The following is a 23,833-nucleotide window of genomic DNA, read 5'->3' on the forward strand; positions in this document are numbered from 1 at the left end:
GGGGTCGGTCCCGCCGCAGTCGGTGCGGCGGACGCGGGCTAGATGTCGGAGCGCTTGTCCAGCTTGAAGCCGTACTCGACGACGTTGCGGCCGGTGCCGTCGTCCTGCGGGTCGAGGATGAGCTCGGGCTTGACGGCGGAGGCGACGTCGTCGCCCAGCCAGCGGCCGTCCTTGAAGTACAGCTGGGTGGTGATGAGGCGGTAGCCCGGGGCCGTGACCTTCAGGTGCAGGTGGGCCGGGCGCCACGGGTGGCCGCCGTAGGACTCGATGAACCAGCCGGTCGGGCCGTCGGCCGGGATCTGGTACGGGGACGGCTGCAGGGTCGTGATCTCGTAGCGGCCCTCCTCGTCGGCGATGATCGTGCCGCGGAGGTTCCACTCCGGGATGCCCGGGGCGAACTGGGAGTAGTAGCCGTCCTCGTCGGCGTGCCACAGCTCCAGGGTGGCGTTCGGGATGCCGTTGCCGTCGACGTCGGTGACCTGGCCCTTGAACAGCAGGGGCTTGGCGGCCTTGTCCTTCTCGCGCATCGGCATGGTGCACACGGACTCCAGGGCCGGGGCCTTCTCGACATAGTACGGGCCCTCGATGGAGCCCTTCGTGCCGGTGTAGCCGCGGCGGGAGTAGTTGATCTTCTCGATCTCGTGCTCGACGAAGACGTCGAGCCACAGCGGCCACTCGCCGTACTCGCCGACCTCGATCATCCAGTGCTTGAGGACGCGGTACTCGTCGTAGGTGACCTGGTGGCGCTCGGCGACCTCGCCGATGGCGGAGAGCAGGTCCTGGTAGATGGCCTTGGCGCGCTCCTTCGAGGTGTCGGAGCTGACCTCCACCTTCTTGAACTTGTCGGTGGCGGCGTTGCCGGAGCCGTGGGCGGTGGGGTTGACGTCATGCTGCTCGACGGTCGTCATCGTCGTCTCCTCATGTGGGTTTCGGGTGATGGCTGCGTCCGCGGCGCGCGGCCCGCGCCCCCCTCCCCCGAGGGGCGGGGGCGGGGCCGGCGGCACCGGCGGTGCTGCGACTCATCCGACGGGGCGGGACTGGCGGCCCCGTTGACCGGATGACCATCACTGTGGCCCAACGCACATGGGCAGTCAATCAGCCAAAAGCACATGGAAGCAGAACATGAATTTCTGCACGCATGCATTTATCGACATTTCCGCAGTTCACGGCACCGCAAGTCATTATCCGTGCAAAACATGAACACCGACCCCCGGGCCAACCCCGGGAATCACCCTGGTGTGACGCGGTTCATTTCCCGGCACAATCAACCCCGTGCCGGAGATGCGCCCGCGCCCCCACGGCCCCGCCCCGCCGCCCGCGGCGGCGACGGCCCGGACGCCGGTGGCGCACCGGACGGCGGAGCCCGCGGCCCCGGGCCCGCCACCCCCGGCCACGTACCCAGCCCCACCCACTCCATGCAGGAGCACACCCATGAGCACCCCCGTCGACGAGATCCGCACGACCCTGGACCGCGCCCTCGAGGACCGCCCCGAGGACGGCGTCGTCCGCGTCAACCGCCGCATCTTCACCGACCCCGAGATCTTCGAGCTCGAGATGAAGCACATCTTCGAGGGCAACTGGATCTACCTCGCCCACGAGTCGCAGGTCCCGGAGGTCGGCGACTACTTCACCACCTACATCGGCCGCCAGCCGGTGGTCATCACCCGCGACAAGCGCGGCGAGCTCAACTGCCTCATCAACGCGTGCTCGCACCGCGGCGCGATGCTGTGCCGCCGCAAGACCGACAACCGCACGACGCTGACCTGCCCGTTCCACGGCTGGACATTCTCCAACGACGGCAGCCTGCTGAAGGTCAAGGACGAGAAGGACGGCGCCTACCCGGAGAACTTCAACGTCGACGGCTCTCACGACCTGCGCCGCGTGCCCCGGTTCGAGTCGTACCGCGGCTTCCTCTTCGGCTCCCTCAACCCGGACGTCGTCCCGCTGGAGGGCCACCTGGGCGACGCGACGACGGTCATCGACATGCTGGTCGACCAGTCCCCGGAGGGCCTGGAGGTCCTCCGCGGCTCGTCGACCTACACCTTCGACGGCAACTGGAAGCTGCAGGCGGAGAACGGCGCCGACGGCTACCACGTCTCCTCCACCCACTGGAACTACGCCGCGACGACGAGCCGCCGCGGCACCGGCGAGTCCACGAACGAGACCCGCGCGATGGACGCCGGCACGTGGGGCAAGCAGGGCGGCGGCTACCACTCCTTCCCGCACGGCCACATGCTGCTGTGGATGTGGTGGGGCAACCCGCAGGACCGCCCGCTGTTCTCCCGGAAGGAGGAGCTGAAGGAGACCTTCGGCGAGAAGAAGGGCGAGTTCATGGTCGGCGCGTCCCGCAACCTGTGCCTGTACCCGAACGTCTACCTGATGGACCAGTTCTCCTCGCAGATCCGGCACCTGCGCCCCATCGACGTCGACAAGACGGAGGTGACCATCTACTGCATCGCCCCGAAGGGCGAGTCGGCGGAGGACCGCGCGAACCGCATCCGCCAGTACGAGGACTTCTTCAACGCCACCGGCATGGCCACCCCGGACGACCTGGAGGAGTTCCGCTCCTGCCAGAAGACCTACCAGGCCAGCGCGTTCCCCTGGAACGACATGACCCGCGGCCTCGGCCACCAGGTGGAGGGCCCCGACGAGGTCGCCCGCGACCTGGGCATGGACGGCGTCCTGTCCTCCGGCGCCCGCACGGAGGACGAGGGCCTCTACCCCATCCAGCACGGCTACTGGATGAGCCGCATGGAGGACGCCCTGGAGAAGGAGCGCGCCGTCGACAAGGCCGCCGCCGACGACGCCGCCTCCGCCGCGGCGACCAGCAACATCGCCCGCGTCCGCGCGGAGGCGAAGGCCGCGGCGAAGGCCGACGCCCCGACCCGTCGCCGTCGCCGCCGCCGCTGACGCCCCGCGTCCGCCGCATCGCCTGACGACGGCCGCCGCGCCGCCGCGGCAGCCGAACCCCAGCGCCCCACCCGGGTCCACGCCCGGCGCGCGCGGCGACGCCGACCGCGCGGCGCCCGCGCCGCCGCCCGGCACGTCGTCACGCGACGCGGCCGCGACCACCCGCGGACCCGGCGCGGGCGCGCGCACCGCGCGCACCGGGCGTCGCAACGCACCGCACCCGCCGGCCCCGCGCCGGCGCACCAGCCCCAGCCCCACCCCAGCCACCGGAAACGGAGCCCCACCCCATGAGCAACGACATCACCCGCACCGAGATCGAGGACTTCCTCTACCGCGAGGCGCGCCTCCTCGACGACCGCCGGTTCGAGGACTGGCTGCAGTGCTACCGCGAGGACGCGGAGTACTGGATGCCCGCCTGGGACGACAACGGCGAGCTGACCGAGGACCCGCAGTCCGAGATCTCGCTCATCTACTACCCCAACCGCGGCGGCCTGGAGGACCGCGTCTTCCGCATCCGCACCGAGCGGTCGTCCGCCACCTCCCTGCCGGAGCCGCGCACCGGCCACAACATCACCGACGTCGAGGTGATCGAACGCCGCGACGGCGAGGTCGACGTCCGGTTCAACTGGATCACCTTCTACTACCGCTACAACACGACCGACACGTACTTCGGCACCACCTTCGTGACGCTCGACGTCGCGGGCGACGAGCCGCGGATCACGAAGAAGAAGATCGTCCTGAAGAACGACTACATCCACCACATCGTGGACATCTACCACGTGTGACCTGCGGCGGAGCCGACCGCGCGGCACCTGCCGCGCAGTGCCGGACGCGGCTCCCGCGACGCACCCGGCCCGGCCCCGCGGCGCCCGCCGTGCACGCACGCGCCCGGCCGCGCCCGGCCCGGCCCCGCCCCACCAGCCCCGGACGACCCCGACCCTGCCGAGGAGGCACCCATGACCCACCAGATCGCCCTGGCCTTCGAGGACGGCATCACCCGCTTCATCGACTGCGACGACGACCAGACCGTCGCCGACGCCGCCTACCAGGCCCGCATCAACATCCCCTTCGACTGCCGCGACGGCGCCTGCGGAACGTGCAAGGCGTTCTGCGAATCCGGCGACTACGACGACGGCGACTACATCGAGGACGCCCTGTCCGACGACGAGGCCGCCGACGGCTACTGCCTGCCGTGCCAGATGACGCCGCGGTCGGACCTGGTGCTGCAGATCGCGACGACGTCGGAGCTGGCGAAGACCGGCGCGGCGACGCTGCGCGGCACCATCGTCGACATCACCCGCCACTCCGAGTCCACCGTCGGGTTCTCCGTGGAGCTGGAGGACCGCTCCGCGCTGGCGTACCTGCCGGGCCAGTACATGAACATCACCGTGCCGGGCACGGACCAGACGCGGTCGTACTCGTTCTCGTCGGGGCCGGCGGACGACGTCGTCACGTTCCTGGTGAAGCTCACCCGCGGCGGCCTCATGACCACCTACCTGGAGGAGCGCGCGCAGGTCGGCGACGAGCTGGCGATGACCGGGCCGATGGGCTCGTTCTTCCTCCGCGAGCCGGTCGTGCCGCTGCTGCTGCTCGCCGGCGGCACGGGGCTGGCGCCCATCCTGTCCATCCTGGAGAAGCTCGCGAACGACGAGCTGCTCGACGTGCCGGTGCGCCTGCTCTACGGCGCCTCCTTCGACCACGACCTGGTGGAGCTGGACAAGCTCGACGCGTACAAGGACAGGCTGCCGGACTTCGACTACGCCACGGTCGTCTCCGACCCGGAGTCGGACCACCCTCGCAAGGGCTACGTGACGGAGCACATCGACCCCGCCGACCTGCACGACGGCGAATGCGACGTGTACCTGTGCGGCCCGCCGCCGATGGTGGAGGCGGTGCGCACGCACCTGTCGGGCCTCGACGCCCCGCCGGAGAACTTCTACTACGAGAAGTTCACCTCGGCGGCGGCCGCCTCGGGCCAGCCGACGATGTCCGTGGCCAGCGCCTCCGCCGGCGACGGCGACGACGCCCGCGCCGAGGTCGTCATCTCCGCCCCCGGCGTGGAGACCGGCGAGGTCCACTCCGCCAAGGCCGACTCGACCTCCCAGTTCGAGGCGCGCATGGCGCTGGAGCTCGGCGCCCTCGAGCTCACCCTCGGACGCCTGTCCGACGCGGTCCTGGAGGAGTACCGCCGTCTCGCGACCGCGGTCAACGAGCACCTCGACGGCGAGCGCATCGTCTCCGCGGAGGGCTTCGTCGGCGCCAACGACGCGTTCCACGAGTTCCTGTTCACCCGCACCGGCAACCCCGCGCTGCTGGCCGCCTACCGGGGCCTGCCCATCGCCGACGTGATGCACGCGGAGCTGTCCGACGCGGAGTGGATCCACGGCGACATCGCCGCCGAGCACCTCGCCATCGTCGACGCCGTCGCCGCCGGCGACCGGGAGCGGGCGCGGACGCTGCTGCGGGATCACGCCGAGCACGCGATCGCGACGATGCACGCGGCCATCGAGTCCGCGCGCGACGACGGGTCCGCGCGCGACGGCGATCGGATGGCCGGCTGATGGGCGCCCCCGTCGGAGCGGGCGTGGGCGACCGGCCCCGCCACGTCACCCCGGAGCGGTTCTTCGGCCAGGGCGTCGTCGTCACGGGCGCGGCGCAGGGCATCGGCCTGGCCGTCGCCCAGCGCATCGCCCACGAGGACGGCCACCTCCTGCTGGTCGACCGGTCGGAGCTGGTCCACGAGGTCGCGGAGACGCTGTCCGGCGCAGGCCGCGGCGGCGTCCACGCCGTCACCGCGGACCTGGAGACCCTCGACGGCGCCGAGCACGCGATGGCGGAGGCCGACCGGGTGCTGCCGTCGGTCGACATCGTCATCAACAACGTCGGCGGCACCATCTGGGCGAAGCCGTACGAGCACTACGCGGGCGACGAGATCGAGAAGGAGATCCGCCGCAGCCTCTTCCCCACCCTGTGGATGTGCCGGGCGGCGCTGCCGGTGCTCATCGCCGGCGGCGGCGGGACGATCGTCAACGTGTCGTCCGTCGCCACCCGCGGCGTGAACCGCGTGCCGTACGCGGCGGCGAAGGGCGGCGTCAACGGCGTCGTCTCCGCGCTGGCGAAGGAGGCGGCGGCGCACAACGTCCGCGTCGTCGGCACCGCCCCGGGCGGGACGCTGGCGCCGGAGCGGCGGGTGCCGCGCGGCCCCGGCCCCGACGGCGAGCGCGAGGAGGCGTGGTACCGGGCGATCGTCGATCAGACGGTCGCGTCGACGGAGATGGGCCGCTACGGCACGCTCGACGAGCAGGCGGCGCCGATCTGCTTCCTCGCGTCGGAGGAGGCGTCGTACGTGACGGGCTCGGTGCTGCCGGTCGCCGGCGGCGACCAGGGGTAGGCGCGGACAGGCGCGGGGCCGCGGCGTCCGGCGGGTCCCCGGGAGGGGCCGGCCGGGCGCCGCTTCCGCGTTCATTCCGGCCCGCTAATTGTTTCCGCCGATTAACATCACGGCCCATGTCCTCTCCCTCCCGCCGTCCCGCGCGCACGTTCACCCGCCCCGTCGCGGCCGAGCTCGCCGCCTCCGTCCGCGCCGTCCGCCCGGGCGGGGCGCGGCTGCTGGTCGTCGCGGGGCCGCCGGGCGCGGGCCGCAGCAGCGTGCTGCGCGATGCGCTGGAGGCCCTGCCCGGCTGGTCGGGCGTCCACGTGACGGCGCTGCCGTGGCACGCGGGGGATGCGGGGTCACTGCTGGCCCGGGTGGTCGCGGCGGTCGGGGCCGCCGCGGATTCCGCGGATGCGCGTGACGACGCCCCCCGCCCCGCCCCCTCCCCCGCCGCGTTCGGGGAGGACGTCGCGGGGAGGGCGGCGGCGCTGGCGGCGGCGGTCGACGTGGCCGGCGCGGCGACGGCGATTGCGGTGGACGACGCCCACTTCGGCGACGCGGAGTCCCTGCGGGCGCTCATCGACGTCGTCCGCGGCTGCACGCGCGGGCGGCTGGCCGTCATCGCGGCGTGCTCGGACGGCGGCGACCTGGCGGAGCCGGCGGCCGTCGACGACGACCCGTCAGACTCCGCGACCCCGGCGGATCCCGCGGCCGCGGACGCCCCGGCGGCGCCGTCCGCCCCCGCCGCGGCGGCCGACCGCGCGGGGCGGCTCCTGCGGACGTCGGCGGATGACGTCGTCACGCTCTCCCCGCTGGACGTCGCGGAGACGCGGGCGCTGGCGCTGGCGACGGTCGGCGCGCGGCTCGACGCCACGGCGGCGGAGCGGCTGCGCGACCTGTCGGGCGGGCGGCCGGGGCAGGTGCGGGAGATCCTCGAGTCGGTGCCGGGCGACCACTGGCGGCGCCGCAATCCGGGGATTCCGGTGCCGCGCGGCTGGATCGCGGCGATGCAGGCGCGGCTGGCGGAGGCGCCGGAGGGCGTCGGCGCGGTGCTGCGGGCGGTCGCGACGTTCGACGAGCCCGCCGACGTGCGGCTGGTGCGGTCGCTGCTGGACGACGGCGGCGCGGCCGGCGGGAACGCCGCCGATGGGGGCTCGCCCGGCGCGGACGTCGGCGCCGCCATCGACGCCGCCGTGGACCTCGGCTTCCTGCGGACGCTGTCCGGCGACGGCTCGCTGCGCCTGGAGCCGGCGGGCCCGTCCGACCGGGCGGTGCTGCGGGCGACGACGCCGCCGGGCGAGCGCGCCCGGCTGCACCTCGGCGCCGCGGCGTGGTTCCGCGCCGCCGGCGACGGCTCCGCCGCCCTGGCGCACGAGGCCCGGGCGGCCGACGGCCCGGACGACGCCCTGGCCCGGCGCCTGTCGGAGGAGGGCCGGGCGCTCGGCGACGCCGGCCGGTGGCGCGGCGCGGCGGAGCAGCACCGCCTCGCGGCGGCGCTGTCGGGCGACGGCGCGGAGGGCGACGCGCGGCGGCTCGACGCCATCGACGTGCTCATCGCCGCCGCCGACATCCCGGAGGCCCGGCTGCACGCCCGGGCGCTGCCGCCGCTGCCGTCGGGCGGCGGGGACCCGCACCGCGACCTGGTGCTGGGCTACCTGGCGCTGCACGAGGGCCGGCGCACGGATGCGGAGCTGCTCATCGGGCGGGCGTCTCCGGAGCCGGGCGCCGGGCCGGGCGCCGGGCCGGCCGCGTCCTCCTCCCCCGGCCCCCTCGCCGCCCGCGCGGCGGCGCGCCGGGTGCTGCTGGCGCTGGCGGACTGGGATCCGGAGGGCGTCGTCACGTGGGCGGACCGGGCGCGCGCCTGGTCGGAGCCGGGCAGCGCCGAGCACCTGGAGGCGGAGGCCATCGCCGTCATCGGCCGGTCGGCGCTGGCGGGCGGGGTGCCGGAGGACGTGCCCGTGCCGGGCGAGCGGCCTCTGCAGGCGCAGCGGCGGCACATGGCGCTGGGCTGGCTGGCGCTGGTCAACGACGACCCGATCCGGGCGCGGCAGCTGCTGCGCCGCCGCACGCAGGACGAGGGCTCGGAGCGCATCGCCCTGTGGCAGGACGCGTGGCTGGCACGGTCGCACTTCGTGATGGGCGACTGGGACGCCGCCGCCTCGGTGGCGGAGCGGGGCCTGGCGCGGGCGGACCGGTTCGGCATCCGGATGCTGGAGCCGCTGCTGCTGTGGACGGCGGCCACGATCGCGGCGTACCGGGGCGACATGGCGCTGGCGGCGTCGTACGTGGCGCGGCTGGCGCCGGCGCCGGACGCGTTCGCGATCCAGCGGATCCCGTCGGCGATGGCGCGGATGCTCATCGCGGCGCTGGCCGGCGACCCGGCGGCGGCGACGCGGGCGGGCGACGAGCTGGACGCCTACCAGCGGGTCCACGACTTCGGGCACGCGGGGTTCTGGCCGTGGGACGACGTGTACGCGCAGCAGCTGCTGCGGGCGGGGCGCGTCGACGACGCCCGGGAGGCCGTCGACCGTGCGGCGGATCGGCTGGACGCGGCGCGGCGTTCGGGCGCGGGGGTGGCGTCGGCGGAGGCGAAGCTCGCGGTGCCGCGGGCGCATCTGCTGCTGCACGACGGCGACGTGGAGGGCGGCATCGCGATGCTGGACGACGCGGTCGACGCCATCTCCGCGCTGCCGATGCCGGCGTACCGGTCGCGCATCCTCTTCGAGTACGGGCAGCTGCTGCGCCGCCTCGGCCGGCGCCGCCTGGCGGACGACATGTTCGCCCGCGCCGGGGAGGTCTTCGCGGCGATGGGCGCGACGCGCTTCGTGGAGCGCTGCAACCAGGAGCGCCGCGCGGGCGGCCTGGGCACCCGCGACGTCGGCTCCGGGGGGCTGACGCCGCAGGAGGAGGAGATCGCCGCGCTGGTCGCCGAGGGCGCCACGAACCGGGAGGTCGCCGGCGAGCTGTTCCTCTCCCCCAAGACCGTCGAGTACCACCTCACCCGCGTGTACCGGAAGCTGCGCATCCGGTCGCGCGGGGAGCTGGCGCGGGCGCTGCGGGAGGCGTCGCGCGCGTAGCCGCGCGCCGCAGGTGGTTCAGCGTGTTCGCGTGACGACGCCCCGATCCGGCGGCCGGCCGACGGATCCGCCGGGCGCCCCCGCCCGGCCTGCCGCCGGCGAGGCGGCGACCGGACGTCGTCCCCCCCCCCTTCCCTCGGCACCGGTCCACCACCACACCACAGCAGCCCCATTGCCCCCGTGAATTAATTGCCGTCACATAAGTCACGGGAGTAACATGTTTCCCGACAACACCGTCGGCCGTTTCCGGGCCGCGACCACGCCCGACGCGCCGGCTGCGCGGACGACGCGGGGCCGCTCCCGGGCGGCCCGTCCCCGCCGGAGGAACCACCGATGTTCTCGCGTACCCGCCGCACCGCGGCGCTGCTGGCCACCGCCGCCGTCCTCGCCACCGGTCTCGCGTTCGCGCCCGCCGCGTCGGCCGAGCCCGCCGCCGACTCCCCCGCCGGCTCCGTCACTCTGCCCGGCTCCGCCGGGCCGCCGGGCGACCTGACCGACGGCCTGCCGGCCGACCTGCCGGAGGGCTCGATCGCCGCCGACGCGCTCGACGAGCTGCGCGACCTCATCGCCGCGGGCGACCCCGGCGCCGAGGCCGCCCTCGCCGACCTCGTCGAGTCCATCCGCCGCATCGAGTCCGGCGAAATCGACCGCGACGGCCGCCCCTCCGACAAGGCCGGCGAGGACGTGGAGGACGGCGCCCGCACCGCCCCGCTGGCGGACTTCGGCTCCTCAGACGACGACGCGGACGACGAGTCCGACGGCGGCCGCGCCCCGTGGCTCGACGCCGACGGCGAGGAGGACGAGCCCGTCGCCTACCGCGACGACGTCACCGAGAAGAAGGACTTCTGGCTCCCCGCCCTCGTGCCGTCCTGCGGTGTCGAAGGCTCGCTTGCCACCACCGCGAAGGCCACCGTCCAGCCCGGCCCGAACTACGGCGCCGGCCCCATCTTCGGCAACGGCAACCTCGCCGCCCCGTACATCCCCTCCGGCCACGCCTTCTACCACCTGTTCACCCGCGACATCCGACTCGCCCCCGTCGTCGACGGCACCGACGTCACCGTCATGTGGTTCAACCTGACCGAGCGAAAGGGCGGCTCCGCGAAGCTCGACGACTCCGTCCTGGGACTGGGCATCAACTCCCAGACCTCCAAGCTGGTCGAGACCGGCGAGGGCGCCGTCGTCGCCGTCATCTACGGCACCGTCAGCTACGCCGGCAACGGCAACTCCTGCACGGTCCAGCCGACGATCGGCTCCGTCCAGGTCGGCTGACCCCGGCCGCGCGCCGGCGCCACGCCCCGGCGCTCCCGCCACGCCCCGGCGCTCCCCAGCGCCACGTCCCCCCTTCCCCCGCCGCCAGCGGCCGCCATGGCCGCCGGCGGCGTACGTCGTCACGCACGGCGACGCCCGGCGCAGGCCGCGCACCCGCACCCCGCACGCCCCCCGCCGCACCCGCGGCGGGCAGGCGCCGTCGCACAGCGCACCACCGGCGGCGACCCGGCGATTCACTTATGGGGAGGTTACTTTCCGGACATCCCGGCGCGGTACCCTTTCCCGGTCCCGCACGCGCGGCCGCGCCGCCGACCCTGGAGAAACACCGTGACGCCATCCCCCGAATTCACCGCCTTCGACGCGGCGGTGCTCATCGCCTACCTCCTGCTGATGATCGGCATCGGCGCGTGGGCCCGCTACCGGGCCCGCCACCGCGACGCCTACATCGTCGCGGGACGGCGCCTCGGGCCCGTCATGTACACCTCCACCATGTCGGCCGTCATCCTCGGCGGCGCCGCCACCGTCGGCGGCGTCGGCCTGGGCTACAGCCTCGGCGCCGGCGGCGTTTGGATGATCACCGCCATCGCCGCAGGCGTCGCCCTGCTGTCGCTGTTCTTCGCCGGCATCATCCGCCGCTCGCGCGTCTACACCCTCCCCGAGCTGGTCGAACGCCGCTACGGCCACGTCACCGCCCGCACCTCCGCGTGGGTGATGGTCGCCTACACGCTGCTCATCACCACCACGTCGACGCTGGCGTACGGCTCCGTCCTGTCCGTCGTGTTCGACATCGGGCGGCTGCCGGCGATCGGCATCGGCGCCGCCGTCGTCATCATCTACTCGCTGCTCGGCGGCATGTGGTCCATCACCCTCACCGACGTCGTGCAGTTCACCGTCATGACGCTGGCGTTCTTCGTGCTGCTCGGCCCCGTGTCCCTGACCGGCGGGTCCGTCGCGGCGCTCGACCGCCTCGGCGGCGAGTTCCTCGACCCGACCTCCGTGGGCTTCGCGTCCATCGCCGGCACGTTCGTCATCTACACCCTCGGCCTGCTGCTGGGCCAGGACATCTGGCAGCGCGTGGCGACGGCCCGCACCCCCGCCGTCGCCCGCTGGGGCGGCTTCGCGTCCGCGATGTACGTGCTGCTGTTCGGCGTCGTCGCGACGTTCATCGGCATGGCCGCCGCCGTGAAGTGGCCGGGCATCGAGAACCGCGACGCCGTGTTCGCCATCGCCGTCGGCGAGCTGCTGCCGCAGGGCCTGGCCGGCCTCGCGCTGTCCGGCGCCGTCGCCGCGATGATGTCGACGACCTCCGGCGGCCTCATCGCCACCGCGACCGTCCTGCGCGAGGACATCCTCCCGACCATCTCCCCGCGCTTCAGGCTGCACGGCGGCGGCCGCGCGCCCATCGACGGGACGATGCGCGTGCTGGTCGTCATCATCGGCGTGCTCGCCGCCGCGCCCTCGCTCGTGCTTGACGACGTCGTGACCGCCCTCACCCTGACCTACAACGTGCTCGTGTGCGGCATGCTCTTCCCGGTGCTCGGCGGCATCATCTGGCGCCGCCCGTCCGCCGTGGCGGCCATCGCGTCGATGGCGGCCGGCATCGTCGCGCTCGCCGTGACGACGGTCATCTACGGCGACATCCTCGCCTACGAGCCGCTGTACTGGTCGCTGGCGGCGTCGGGCATCGTGTTCGTCGTCGTCGGCCTCGTCGGCCCGAAGTCGACCGCCGGGCCGCTCATGCCGACCGCCGAGGAGATCGCGGCGGACCAGGCGGGCACGGAGGACGTTGCCGGCGCGGGCGCGGGCTCGGGCGCTACGGGCGCCGACTCGGCGGAGGCTGCGCGCACGTAGCCGGCGGTGACGGAAAGCGGGGCGCCGTTGCCGCTCCGGGGCGGGCCCGGCAGTCCCGACCGTGACCTGGACGTAGTTGGCCCCTCCCCTTCTCCAACCCGGGCGTAGATAGCCCCACCCCGGCGCCAACCCGGACGTAGATAGCCCGACTTGGACGTACTTGTAAGTAGGTCCAGGTCGGGCTATCTACGTCCAGGTTCGGCAGCGCCCGAGGCAAAGTACGTCCAGCTTCTCCCGGCCTCCCAGGCACCGTACGTCCAACTTCATCCGGCCGCCCCGGCGAAGTACGTCCGGGTTCGGCGGCGGCGGGACGCGGGGCGCCGACGCCGCTTCCCCACCGCAACGGCGTCGTTCAGACCCGGTTCCGCGCGTCCTCCGCTGGAGCCAGACCCACTTTTAGCCATTCCGACCCAGTTTGAACAGGGTCGAAATGGCCGGAAGTGGGTCTGACCGTGTGCGGGCCGTTCGCATGTGGGTCGAAACGACCCGGTTGCGACGCCCGGCGGCCCGGCGACGAGGAGGTTCCGGGCTCCGACGCCGCCGCCGGTCGGGCAACGGCCCCGGACACGCGACGACGGCCCCGGGGATAACCCGGGGCCGCCGTCGTCGCGCCTCGAATGCGGGGCTCGCGGAACGGGCTAGCCGTTCAGCTTGCGGTACTCGAAGACCTGGTCAATGATTCCGTACTCCTTGGCCTCCTCGGCCGTCAGGATCTTGTCGCGGTCCGTGTCGATGCGGACCTGCTCGGCGGTCTGGCCGGTGTGGCGGGCCAGCGTCTCCTCCATGAGGGAGCGCATGCGCTCGATCTCGCGGGCCTGGATCTCCAGGTCGGAGACCTGGCCCTGGACGCCCTGGGTGGCGGGCTGGTGGATGAGGACGCGGGCGTTCGGCAGCGCGGCGCGCTTGCCGGGGGCGCCGGCGGCGAGTAGCACGGCGGCCGCGGAGGCGGCCTGGCCCAGGCACACGGTCTGCACGTCGGGGCGGACGTACTGCATGGTGTCGTAGATGGCCATCAGGGAGGTGAAGGAGCCGCCCGGGGAGTTGATGTACATCGTGATGTCCCGGTCGGGGTCGAGGCCCTCGAGGACCAGGAGCTGCGCCATAATGTCGTTCGCCGCGGTGTCGTCGACCTGCGATCCGAGGAAGATGATGCGCTCCTCGAACAGCTTGTTGTACGGGTTGGACTCCTTCACGCCGAAGCTGGACTGCTCGGTGAAGGACGGCAGGACGTAGCGCGACTGCGGCATCTGCATGTTGGTGGTCATCTCCATGTTGGTTCGGTTGTCGTGCACGGCGTCTTCCCTTCCCGGCCTACTCGGCCGTGTCCTTCAGGGAGCTGACGACGTGGTCGACGAAGCCGTACTCCTTGGCCTGCTGGGCGGTGAACCAGCGGTCGCGGTCGGAGTCCTCCTCGATGCGCTCGAGGGGCTGGCCGGTGTGCTCGGCTATGAGCTCGGCCATCTCCTTCTTCGTCAGCGCGAACTGCTCCGCCTGGATGGTGATGTCGGAGGCGGTGCCGCCGATGCCGGCGGACGGCTGGTGCATCATGATGCGGGCGTGCGGCAGGGCGTAGCGCTTGCCCTTCGCGCCGGCGGAGAGGAGGAACTGGCCCATCGAGGCGGCCAGGCCCATGCCGTAGGTCGCGACGTCGCACGGCACGAACTTCATGGTGTCGTAGATGGCCATGCCGGCGGTGACGGAGCCGCCCGGGGAGTTGATGTACAGGGCGATGTCGCGCGTCGGGTCCTCGGCCGCCAGCAGCAGCATCTGGGCGCAGAGGCGGTTGGCGATGTCGTCGTCGACCTGGTCGCCGAGCCAGACGATGCGCTCCTTCAGCAGCTTGTCGAACACCGAGTCGGTCGACGTGGGGGTCTTGTCGCTCATCGGGTGGTGATTCCTTCCATCTGACGTCCATGGGGGCCGGCCGGCGCCCGCGCCCTCCGGCCGGCGGCCGGGGCATGGCCTGCGGCGGGGCCGGGGCGGGCGGCCGGACCGGCCGCGCTCGTCTCACAGGGTAACGAAGGGGGCCGCCCGGATGTTCCGGTGCGGCCCCGTGATCGCTGTCAGCGTCGGCGTGCGGTGCGCGGCGCGCCGCGGGAGGTCCCCGTCGTCACGCATCACGCGCATCGCGGTGCGATGCGTGCGTTGCCTGACGACGGTCCCCGCGCGGCCCCGCGCCGCCGGCGGACGCTACTCGGCGTCCTTGGCCTCGTCGTCGCCCTCGGCCTCGGACATGTCGAAGTAGTCCTTGAGGTCGATCTCGTTGCCGTCGGTGTCCTTGGCGGAGGTCTCCAGGATGGAGACGGCCAGGGCCTTGCCGCGGCGGACGTCGGAGAACAGGTTGCCCAGCTGGCCGGACTGCTGCAGCTGCTGGATGAACTGGTTCGGGTCCATGCCGTAGGACTGGGCGGTGAACAGGATGTGGTCGGTCAGCTCCTGCTGGGAGACCTCCGGCTGGACCTTCTCGGCCAGCGCGTCGAGGAACAGCTGGGTGCGGACGGCGTCCTCGGCGGAGGTGCGGGAGTCCTTGTCGAACTCCTCGCGGGTGGTGCCCTGCGCCTCGAGCATGGTGTTGAGGACCTTCTCGTCGCCGCCGAACTGGGCGAGCAGCTGCTGCAGCTGGCCGTCGACCTGCTCCTTGACGACGCCCTCCGGCAGCGGCACGGAGGTCTTCTCCAGCGCCTCGGCGAGGACCTTGTCGCGGATCTGCTGGGCCTGCTCGCCCTTCTTGGTGGCCTCGACCTTCTTGGCCAGGTCCTCGCGCAGCTCCTCGATGGTGTCGAACTCGGACGCCATCTGGGCGAACTCGTCGTCGGCCTCCGGCAGCTCGCGGACCTTGACGGACTGGACGGTGACGGTGACCTGGGCGTCCTCGCCCTCGTGCTCGCCGGCGACGAGGGTGGTGGTGAACTCCTTGGACTCGCCGGCGGACAGGCCCTTGACGGCGTCGTCGAGGCCGTCGACCAGGTCGCCGGAGCCGACCTCGTAGGACAGGCCCTCGGTGGAGGCCTCCTCGAGCTCCTCGCCGTCGACGGTGGCGGAGAGGTCGATGGAGATGAAGTCGCCGTCCTCGACGGCGCGCTCGACGCCGGTGAGGGTGCCGAAGCGGGCGAGGAGGTTCTTCAGCTCGGCCTCGACGGCCTCGTCGTCGGCGGCCAGCGGGTCGACCTCGACGGCGATGTCCGAGAAGTCCGGCAGCTCGATCTCGGGGCGGACCTCGACGTCGACGGTGAACTCGACGAGGCCCTCCTCCTCGGAGAGCTTGGTGATGTCGACCTCGGGCTGGCCGATCGGCTTGAGGTCGTGCTCGTTGACGGCCTCCTCGTAGCGGGTCGGGATCATGTCGTTGACGACCTGCTCCAGGATCGGGCCGCGGCCGATGCGGGCCTCGAGGACCTTGGCCGGGACCTTGCCCTTGCGGAAGCCGGGGATGTTGATCTGCTGGGCCAGCGCCTTGTAGGCGCGGTCGAACTCGGGCTTCAGCTCGTCGAAGGGCACCTCGACGGTGATCTTGGCCTTCGTCTCGTTCAGCTGCTCGACGGAGCTCTTCATGTGCCTAACACTCCTAGGTTCGTTGTGAGAGGTTCGTATCAGTTCACAGACCACGGGAGTGCCCGTGCTGCTGGTCGGGGTAGCGGGATTTGAACCCACGGCCCCTCGCTCCCAAAGCGAGTGCGCTACCAAGCTGCGCCATACCCCGTGACCCGCCGTAGTCTACGTGGCCGCCTTCCGGCGGGGTCGCATCACCCCGGCGATTCGCCCGTTTCCGCCGGTCGCGGCGGGTGCACCACAGGCTGCGGAGGGTGCCGGAGGGGCGCCGCGGGGACCCCGCGGACGCACCCGCCCGGAGGCGCCGATTTCGCGCGGGGGCGCCGCCTGCGCTAGGGTGTCCCCACGTTTTCCCGCGGCCGCGCGCGGCGGGATGACCTCCGGGGACGTCGTATAGTGGCTAATACCTCAGCCTTCCAAGCTGAAGACGCGGGTTCGATTCCCGTCGTCCCCTCCGCTTCGCCGGCCCGGCGCGGATTGGTTCCGCGCCGGGCCGGCTTCTTGTTGCGTGACGACGGTCCCCGCGCGGCGGCTACGGCACCGTGCGCACCCGGCGGATGATGACGGCGCCGACGGCGGTGATGACCGCCGAGAAGACGTACAGGCCGGGGTAGCCGCCGAGCCACGCCAGCGACGCCGCGGCGAGGACCGGGGCCAGCGCGTTCGGCCCGGCGACGGCGAGGTTCATGACGCCGACGTCGCGGCCGCGCTTGTCGGCGTCGGGCAGCACCTCGTTGATGAGCGCCTGTTCGACCGCCATGTAGACGCCCCACGACAGGCCGAGGAGCACGGCGGCGCCGACGACGACGGCGAAGGACGTCGCGAAGGCCATGAGCACGCAGGCCGCGGCGACGCCGGCCGACGACAGGGCGACGTAGGCGCGGCGGTTGCCGGAGCGGTCCGACGCACGGCCCGACACCATCGCCGTGACCACGACGCACAGCGCATACACGCCGGTCAGCAGCAGGACCCCGCCGTCGGGGTCGGGGACGCCGATGCGGTCGCGCAGGTAGTAGAAGAGGTAGAACAGCGCGACGTAGTTGCCGGCGGTGACCAGGAAGCGGGCGGCGAACACCCACCAGTAGTCGTGGTAGGCGCCGACGCCGGCGGCCGCGGCGCGCTCGCGGGCGGCCCGGGTGCCGGCGGCGTCCGCGGCGTCCGGCCCGGCGGTCCCGGCGGCGCCGACCGCCGGGTCCCCCGCCGTCCCCGCCGGGGCGTCCGGGGCGGGGGCGGCGGAGGGGGCGTCGTCACGCGCGGCGCGGGCGTCGCGGACGGCGGTGACGTCGGGGTGCATCGCGAGGAACTGCACGACGCCGGCGACCAGCAGCGCCGCGGTGGCGGCGTAGGCGGCGCCGATGCCCAGCAGCGTCGCGACGGCCGTGCCCAGCACCACGCCCAGCGTGTACGTCAGGCCCATCACGCCGGAGACCGTGCCGTACTGGCGGTCGGGCACCGTGTCCGGCGGAATGGCCTGCGCCGCGTTGATGGACGCGGCGATGACCAGCTGGAACACCGCCCAGCCGGCGACGAGCGCGCCGAAGCCCGGCGCGGCGCCGAGCGCCAGCAGCGCCGCGGCGGCCAGCAGCGCGCCGACCAGCACCCACGGGGCGCGCCGGCCGAAGCGCCCGCCGGTGCGATCCGACAGCCAGCCGGCCAGCGGGTGGCCGATGAGGGAGGCGACGCCGCCGACGGCCATGAGCAGGGCCAGCCGCTGCTCCTTCTCCCCCGGGTGCCACGCCAGGATCTGCTGCGCCAGCAGCAGCTGGGACGGCGCCGCCCACGCGAGGTTCTGGAACAGGTACAACACGCCGAACGACGCGATCCACCCGCCGCGGACCGGGCGGCGGCCGGCGGGGTCGGCGGTGAAGCGGTCGGCGCCCGAGGCGGGGGCCGCGCCCGGGGCGTCCGTCGCGTGGACCGGCGCGCCGGCGGCCGCTCCCGTGCCCGCCGCCGCTGCCGTGCCCGCCGCCGCGCCCGCGCCCGCGCCGCCCGGCGCGCCAGGCCCGCCCCGTGCCGTCCGCGCGCCGCCGCCCGTCACGACCCCTCCCCGTCGGCAGGCGCCAGCGGGTAGCGCTGCCCGGCGGCGTACCGGGCGTGGATGTCCGGGGTGATGCGCCCGGCGGCGAGGATCTCCCGGATCATCGCGGCCGACGGCTTCGGGGTGCGCTCCTGCGTCTCGTAGTCCAGGTGCACCAGGCCGAAGCGGGGCTCCTCGCCGAGGTCCCACTCCCAGTTGTCGGTGAAGCACCAGTGGTACCAGCGCTCGATGGGCAGGCCGGAGGCGGCGATGGCCGACAGGTGCTCCAGGATGAAGCGGCAGCGGAACCGCTCGTCGCCCGGGCCGCCGCCGGGCAGGCCGTTGTCGCAGGTGCCGTTCTCCGTCACCCAGACCGGGGCGTCGTAGCGGTCGACGAGCTCGCGGGCGCACTGCACCAGCCCGGCCGGGTGGACCTCCCAGCCGAGGTCGTTGACGGGGGCGTCGGGGAAGGTGCCGTCGTCGAGCTTGTCGACGGCGGACCGGGAGTAGTAGTTCAGCCCCAGGTAGTCGTAGTACCGCCCCCTGGAGATGCGCGTGCCGCGGTTGCCGCCGAGCAGCGGGTGGAACCGGCCGCGCAGGCACGCCTCCGCGATGATGTCCTGGAACATGTGCCGCGACGTCGACGCCGCCATCCGGTGCAGCGGGTTGCGAGGGTTGCGCGGCGCGAAGACGCGGGCGTGGTGGGCGAAGCCGACGCGGGCGGCGTCGCCCTGGATCTCGTGGATGAGCTCGTAGCCGCGGACGTGGGCCATCGCCATGTGGCGCAGCACCCGCATCGCGGAGCCCCAGTTGCGGTCGCCGGGCGGGCCCTGGCGGAACAGGTGCGCCTGGGTGGCGTAGACGTTCGGCTCGTTGACCGTCACCCAGTCGGTGACCAGGTCGCCGAGCTGCGTGACGACGGTCCTCGCGAACCGGTCGAACCGCCCCACCGCCTCCTCCGACGTGAACCCGCCGCGGCGGGCGAGCCACAGGGGGTTGGTGAAGTGGTGCAGCGTCACCAGCGGCTCGATGCCGCGGTCGCGCAGGTCCCCGATCTCCTCGCGGTAGCGGTCGATGACCGCGTGGTCGATCTCGCCGGGGCGCGGCTCGATGCGCGACCATTCGACGCCGAGGCGGGCGGCGCGCAGGCCGAGCGACTGCATCAGCTCGTTGTCCTCCCGCCACCGCCTCCAGTGGTCGGCGGCGCGCTCCGGGGTGGTGCCGTCCTTGACGTGCCCGGGCACGCGGGCCCACTCCCACCAGTCGTTGTTCCGGTCGCCGCCCTCGATCTGCACCGCCGCGGAGGCGGTGCCGATGACCAGGCCGGACAGGTCGACGTCGCCGGCCGGGGCCTCCGGCGGCGGGCTCATGGCGGGCGTCCCGCCGGGGATGTTCTCCGTCATGTGTTGGAGGGTAAATGTTTTCATTGCCTTACGACGGGGATTTCCGGCGGCCCGGACGCGGTGCCGGGAACAACGGGGCGGGCGCGCACGTTCCATCTGCAGACGACGAACGCGGCGGGCCCCGGACCCCGGAGGCCCGCCCGGCACCCGCGGACCCCGCGGCCGCGGACGCCCACCGCCAACGACCGGAAGGACGTGCCCCTCCCCATGGAAGGCTTCCTGCTCATCGCCCTCGCCCTGGTGCTCGGCATCATGGTGGTCAAGTACCTGCAGGGCAAACAGAACAAGGCCGTGGAGCAGCGCGGCCAGATGGAGCTCGAGGACGCCACCGCCGACGCCCGGCGCTGGATCGAGCGCCTCGGCTCCCAGGTCCTGTCCATCTCCGGCACCGACGCCGCGTCGACGCAGGCGATGGCCGACGCCTCCGAGCGCTACAACGCCGCCTCGTCGCAGATTTCGACGGCGTCGACGGTGAAGCAGGCGAAGCTGGCGCGCGAGTCCGCGCTGGAGGGCCTGCACTACGTCAACGCCGCCCGCGAGATCATGGGCATGCCCGCCGGCCCGGCGCTGCCGCCGCTGGAGGGCCAGGCCTCGGCCGGCAAGGTGACGGAGAAGCGCACCATCGAGCACGAGGGCCAGACCATCACCGCCTCCCCGACCGCGTCGGAGGAGACGCCGAACTACTACCCGGGCGGCCGCGTCGCCGGCCGCCCCGTCCCCGCCGGCTGGTACTCCCAGCCCTGGTGGGCGGGCGCCCTGGCCACGGGCATGTGGACCGTCGGCTCGGTCATGATGTTCTCCATGCTGTTCAACGGCATGGCGGGCGTCGGCTACGGCGCCGAGGGCTTCGAGAACGGCTACGGCGAGGGCTACGAGGACGGCCTGGCGGCCGCCGAGGGCGGCGAGGGCGACGCAGGGGACGCCGGCGCCGAGGATGCCGGCGACGCGGGCGACGCCGGGGACATGGGCGACGCCGGCGGCGACGACGGCGGGTTCTTCGACGGCGGCTTCTTCGGCGGCGACGGCGGGGACGGCGGCTTCTTCGACGGGGGCTTCGACTTCTAGGCCCCGCCCGAGGATCATCTCCCGCGCACCGCATCCGCGCGCATCGCCCGCGCGTGACGACGAGGGGCGCCCCGGCCATCGCGGCCGGGGCGCCCCTCCTTCGTCGTCACGCCCGTTCGGGGTGGGTCCCGGATTCACCGTCCCGCGGACCGGCCCGGATGTCGTAACGTCATGAACGGTTTTTACTCAGGAACCGTTCAGGACCCCCACCCAGCGGGGCGCCGGCGACCCCGGGCGCCGCCCGCGGGAGGGCGCGCGGCCCGCGGAAAGGACCGCATGGCCGGGCACTTCGACCCGTACACGCTGTTGACCGACGTCGGCTGGATGGCGCTGCTGCTCATCGTCGGCAATCTGCTGCGCCGCTTCGTCCCGCTGATGCAGACGCTGATGATCCCGGCGCCGATGACCGCCGGCCTGCTGGGCCTCATCCTGGGCCCGTCGGTGCTGGGCGTCATCCCGTTCAGCGACCAGATGGGCGTCTACTCCACCATCCTCATCGCCGTCGTCTTCGGCGCGCTGCCGTTCAGCATGGATCTGGGCGGAGGGAAGGTGAAGAAGGGCGCCCGCACGATGTGGTCGTACTCCGTCGGCATGTACCTGGCGCAGTGGGGCATCTTCGCGCTCATCGGCGTCCTGCTGCTGGCGCCGCTGTTCGGCACGCCGGACTGGCTGGGCCTGATGCTGCCGGTCGGCTTCGTCGGCGGCTTCGGCGTGGCCGCCGCGGTCGGCGGCTCGCTGGAGGGCGGCGACGCGGACGTCGCGATGTCGCTGGGCTTCACGTCGGCGTCGGTGGGCATGCTCGTCGCCATCGTCGGCGGCATCATCCTGTCGAAGTGGGGGTCGATGACGGGCCGGACGTCGGTGCTGCCGGGCGGCGCGAAGCTGCCGCGGGAGATGCGCACGGGCCTCATCTCCATGCCGGGCGACCGCCCGTCGGTGGGCCGGGCCACGACGAGCCCGACGTCCATCGAGCCGATCGCGCTGCATGCGGCGGCGATCCTGCTGACGGTCTTCGTCGCGCACGTGACGACGGGCTGGATCTCCGAGACGGTCCCGGGCCTGGACATCCCGCTGTTCGCCGGCGCGTTCCTCGTGGGCCTGCTCTTCGTCGGCGTGCTGAAGGCCGTGAAGGCGCCGAATTACCTGGACAAGGAGCTGTCGGGGTCGATCTCCGGCGCGGCGACGGACTTCCTGGTCGCCTACGGCATCGCGTCGATCGTCCCGTCGATCGTGGGCGGCTACATCGTGCCGCTGCTCATCCTGTTCGCCCTGGGCCTGGTGTTCTGCCTGCTGATGTTCTTCGTCGTCGCGCCGATGATGTTCCGCGACCCGTGGCTGGAGCGGGCGATGTTCGGCTGGGGCTGGACGACGGCGTCCGTCGCGATGGGCGTCGCGCTGCTGAAGATCGTCGACCCGAAGCTGGAGACGGGGACGATGGAGGAGTTCGGCGTGGCATACATCGGCTTCGCCCCGTTCGAGATCGTCATGGCGATCCTTGCGCCCATCGTCATCCTCGGCGGCCTGACGCTGTGGCTGGGCGCCGGGGCGACGGTCGGCGCGGTCATCGTGTTCGGCATGGCGTGGGCGCTCGGGTGGGTGCATCCGCGGCCGCCGTCGCAGGAGGTGAAGCCCGCCGACGCGTGACGACGAGGGGCGCCCCGGCCATCGTGGCCGGGGCGCCCCTCCTTCGTCGTCACGCTCCCCCGCGGCGCGGGGAGGCGGCCGCGGCCGCTAGGCCGGCAGCTCCGGGGCGATGCCCGTCTTCTCGTACTCGGCGAGGATGTCGATGCGGCGCTGGTGGCGCTCCTCCTCGGACCACGGCTGGGAGACGAAGGCGTCGACGATGGCCAGCGCCTCCTCCTCGGAGTGCATGCGGCCGCCGAGGCCGATGAGCTGGGCGTTGTTGTGCTCGCGGGCGAGCTTCGCGGTCTCGACGGACCACGCGAGGGCGCAGCGGGCGCCCTTGACCTTGTTGGCGGCGATCTGCTCGCCGTTGCCGGAGCCGCCGAGGACGATGCCGAGCGAGCCCGGATCGTTGACGGTGCGGGAGGCGGCCTCGATGCAGAAGGCCGGGTAGTCGTCGGCCGGGTCGTACTCGTGGGCGCCGCAGTCGACGACCTCGTGGCCCGCCTCCTCGAGGTGGGCCTTGATGAGGTTCTTCATCTCGAATCCGGCGTGGTCAGCTCCAAGGTAGATGCGCATGAACGACAGCATAGCGACGAGAGGGCCGGGGGCGGCCGCGGCGAGTCCGGGCGGGGGCGGCCGCAGAGGGGGCCGGGCCCGTGGGCGGACTGGAAAGTCGTCGGATTTACGTTCGAAACATTGTTCGTTCACCCGATAAGGCGATGTCGGGCCGGGCGACACGGTGCGGGCGCAACCCCGGGAGGGGCGGAGGAGAACCCCCTCCCCGGCCCGGGACCCGATACCGCGGGCGACCCGCCCGCATCCCCGAAAGGACACCGCCATGAACGCGGACACCACCCACGCCACCTACGCCGCCCACCAGGACAGCCCGCGCGCCGACGTCCGGCGCGGCCCGGGGAAGCCGTGGTGGCGCACCTGGAAGGTCGCCGTCCCGGCCGTCGTCGTGCTGGGCGCCGCAGGAGCCTGCCTGGACGCGGGCGACACGGCGACGACGGGGGCCACGGGGGCCGAGGCACCCCCGGCCGCCGTCGCACCGGCGGAGACCGCGCCCGCCGCGGACGCGGGCGCGGCGGACGCCGAGGCCGATGCGGGTGCGGCCGCCGTCCCCGCGGCCGATCCCGCCGCCGGCGCCGCCGCGCCGGCCGCCGATCCCGCCCCGGCGGAGGGCGATGTGCCGGTGGAGTTCCGCAACGCCCTGCGGCAGGCGGACGTGTACGCCAACCAGATGCACATGTCGATGGCGGGGCTGTACGAGCAGCTGACGTCGGAGTACGGCGGCCAGTTCAGCGCGGAGGCGGCGCAGTACGCCGTCGACAACGTCGAGACGGACTGGAACCGCAACGCCCTGGAGAAGGCCCGGATCTACCAGGACCAGATGGCGATGTCGCCGGCGCAGATCCGCGAGCAGCTGACGTCGCCGTACGGCGAGCAGTTCACGGAGGCGGAGGCGCAGTACGCGATGGACAACCTGTAGCCGTCCGGCTCCCGGCCGCGGCGCGGACCCTCCGCGCGTCCGGCCGCCGCGGCCGGGCCGCACCCCGCCGCACCGCCCCGCCACCCCCGACCCGTGGCGGGGCGCCCCCGCGAATGTGGGAACGGGCGGCCCGGGCGGGCGGTGACCGTCGTCACGTAAGGGTTACCTGACCAGGCGTTTTGCCGTTTTCGGGGGTATGCT

Annotated in this window: 17 protein-coding genes and 2 tRNA genes; 11 read left to right on the forward strand and 8 right to left on the reverse strand. The window is 73.2% G+C overall.

Annotated elements, in window-relative coordinates; translation table 11 throughout:
• Positions 1 to 38: 38 nt before the first annotated feature.
• Complete coding sequence (gene catA / locus QQS41_RS03625; protein ID WP_448851318.1) at positions 39 to 908, reverse strand: catechol 1,2-dioxygenase; 870 nt, start codon at positions 906 to 908, stop codon at positions 39 to 41.
• Between the two features lie 523 nt (positions 909 to 1,431).
• Here catA and benA point away from each other — a divergent pair.
• The 7 genes from benA (at position 1,432) to QQS41_RS03660 (ending at position 12,480) form a co-directional block, all read left to right on the forward strand.
• Positions 1,432 to 2,910 carry a benzoate 1,2-dioxygenase large subunit gene (gene benA, locus QQS41_RS03630; RefSeq protein ID WP_448851319.1) on the forward strand — a complete coding sequence of 493 codons (1,479 nt, stop codon included), beginning with the start codon at positions 1,432 to 1,434 and terminating at the stop codon, positions 2,908 to 2,910.
• 287 nt (positions 2,911 to 3,197) lie between these two features.
• Entirely contained in the window at positions 3,198 to 3,695 is a 498-nt protein-coding gene (gene benB, locus QQS41_RS03635) for a benzoate 1,2-dioxygenase small subunit (protein ID WP_448851320.1), read from the forward strand.
• A gap of 171 nt (positions 3,696 to 3,866) precedes the next feature.
• Positions 3,867 to 5,471: a benzoate 1,2-dioxygenase electron transfer component BenC gene (benC, locus tag QQS41_RS03640; RefSeq protein WP_448851321.1), complete on the forward strand. Its 1,605-nt coding sequence runs from the start codon at positions 3,867 to 3,869 to the stop codon at positions 5,469 to 5,471.
• A complete protein-coding gene (locus QQS41_RS03645) occupies positions 5,471 to 6,301 on the forward strand; it encodes a 1,6-dihydroxycyclohexa-2,4-diene-1-carboxylate dehydrogenase (protein ID WP_448851322.1) in 831 nt (276 codons plus the stop codon). The genes benC and QQS41_RS03645 overlap by 1 nt, the downstream gene beginning before the upstream one ends.
• 116 nt (positions 6,302 to 6,417) lie before the next feature.
• The gene (locus tag QQS41_RS03650) at positions 6,418 to 9,360 is read left to right on the forward strand and encodes a helix-turn-helix transcriptional regulator (protein ID WP_448851323.1); all 2,943 of its coding nucleotides are present in this window, start codon (positions 6,418 to 6,420) and stop codon (positions 9,358 to 9,360) included.
• A gap of 333 nt (positions 9,361 to 9,693) precedes the next feature.
• Positions 9,694 to 10,629, forward strand: coding sequence for a hypothetical protein (locus QQS41_RS03655; RefSeq protein ID WP_448851324.1), 936 nt, complete (start codon positions 9,694 to 9,696; stop codon positions 10,627 to 10,629).
• A 327-nt stretch (positions 10,630 to 10,956) separates the two neighbouring features.
• Complete coding sequence (locus QQS41_RS03660) at positions 10,957 to 12,480, forward strand: sodium:solute symporter family transporter (RefSeq protein WP_448851325.1); 1,524 nt, start codon at positions 10,957 to 10,959, stop codon at positions 12,478 to 12,480.
• Between the two features lie 638 nt (positions 12,481 to 13,118).
• Here QQS41_RS03660 and QQS41_RS03665 read toward each other — a convergent pair.
• From QQS41_RS03665 to QQS41_RS03680, 4 genes are all read right to left on the reverse strand, one after another.
• On the reverse strand, positions 13,119 to 13,751 hold the full coding sequence (locus tag QQS41_RS03665) for an ATP-dependent Clp protease proteolytic subunit (protein WP_448851963.1): 633 nt from the start codon (positions 13,749 to 13,751) through the stop codon (positions 13,119 to 13,121).
• Between the two features lie 40 nt (positions 13,752 to 13,791).
• Positions 13,792 to 14,364, reverse strand: a complete 573-nt coding sequence (locus QQS41_RS03670; protein WP_448851326.1) for an ATP-dependent Clp protease proteolytic subunit — start codon at positions 14,362 to 14,364, stop codon at positions 13,792 to 13,794.
• A gap of 306 nt (positions 14,365 to 14,670) precedes the next feature.
• Complete coding sequence (tig, locus tag QQS41_RS03675) at positions 14,671 to 16,032, reverse strand: trigger factor (protein WP_448851327.1); 1,362 nt, start codon at positions 16,030 to 16,032, stop codon at positions 14,671 to 14,673.
• A 71-nt stretch (positions 16,033 to 16,103) separates the two neighbouring features.
• Positions 16,104 to 16,180, reverse strand: a tRNA-Pro gene (locus QQS41_RS03680).
• A gap of 231 nt (positions 16,181 to 16,411) precedes the next feature.
• Here QQS41_RS03680 and QQS41_RS03685 point away from each other — a divergent pair.
• Positions 16,412 to 16,483 (forward strand) — tRNA-Gly (locus tag QQS41_RS03685).
• A 78-nt stretch (positions 16,484 to 16,561) separates the two neighbouring features.
• On the opposite strand, the gene QQS41_RS03690 is transcribed toward QQS41_RS03685, so the two are convergent.
• Positions 16,562 to 17,836 (reverse strand): MFS transporter, encoded by a 1,275-nt coding sequence (locus tag QQS41_RS03690; protein ID WP_448851328.1) that lies wholly within the window; start codon positions 17,834 to 17,836, stop codon positions 16,562 to 16,564.
• 227 nt (positions 17,837 to 18,063) lie between these two features.
• A complete protein-coding gene (locus tag QQS41_RS03695) occupies positions 18,064 to 19,449 on the reverse strand; it encodes a glycoside hydrolase family 1 protein (protein WP_448851329.1) in 1,386 nt (461 codons plus the stop codon).
• Positions 19,450 to 19,758: 309 nt separating this feature from the next.
• Between QQS41_RS03695 and QQS41_RS03700 the strand changes: the two genes are divergently transcribed.
• Together QQS41_RS03700 and QQS41_RS03705 are read left to right on the forward strand one after the other, a co-directional pair.
• Positions 19,759 to 20,514 (forward strand): DUF1542 domain-containing protein, encoded by a 756-nt coding sequence (locus QQS41_RS03700; protein WP_448851964.1) that lies wholly within the window; start codon positions 19,759 to 19,761, stop codon positions 20,512 to 20,514.
• Positions 20,515 to 20,790: 276 nt separating this feature from the next.
• The gene (locus tag QQS41_RS03705; protein ID WP_448851330.1) at positions 20,791 to 22,158 is read left to right on the forward strand and encodes a sodium/glutamate symporter; all 1,368 of its coding nucleotides are present in this window, start codon (positions 20,791 to 20,793) and stop codon (positions 22,156 to 22,158) included.
• An 87-nt stretch (positions 22,159 to 22,245) separates the two neighbouring features.
• Here QQS41_RS03705 and QQS41_RS03710 read toward each other — a convergent pair whose 3' ends face one another.
• A complete protein-coding gene (locus QQS41_RS03710; RefSeq protein ID WP_448851331.1) occupies positions 22,246 to 22,716 on the reverse strand; it encodes a ribose-5-phosphate isomerase in 471 nt (156 codons plus the stop codon).
• Positions 22,717 to 22,978: 262 nt separating this feature from the next.
• Here QQS41_RS03710 and QQS41_RS03715 point away from each other — a divergent pair, with 262 nt between their 5' ends.
• Positions 22,979 to 23,632, forward strand: coding sequence for an Ltp family lipoprotein (locus QQS41_RS03715; RefSeq protein WP_448851332.1), 654 nt, complete (start codon positions 22,979 to 22,981; stop codon positions 23,630 to 23,632).
• The last annotated feature ends 201 nt before the right edge of the window (positions 23,633 to 23,833 follow it).

This window comes from Corynebacterium sp. 335C, from assembly GCF_053525695.1.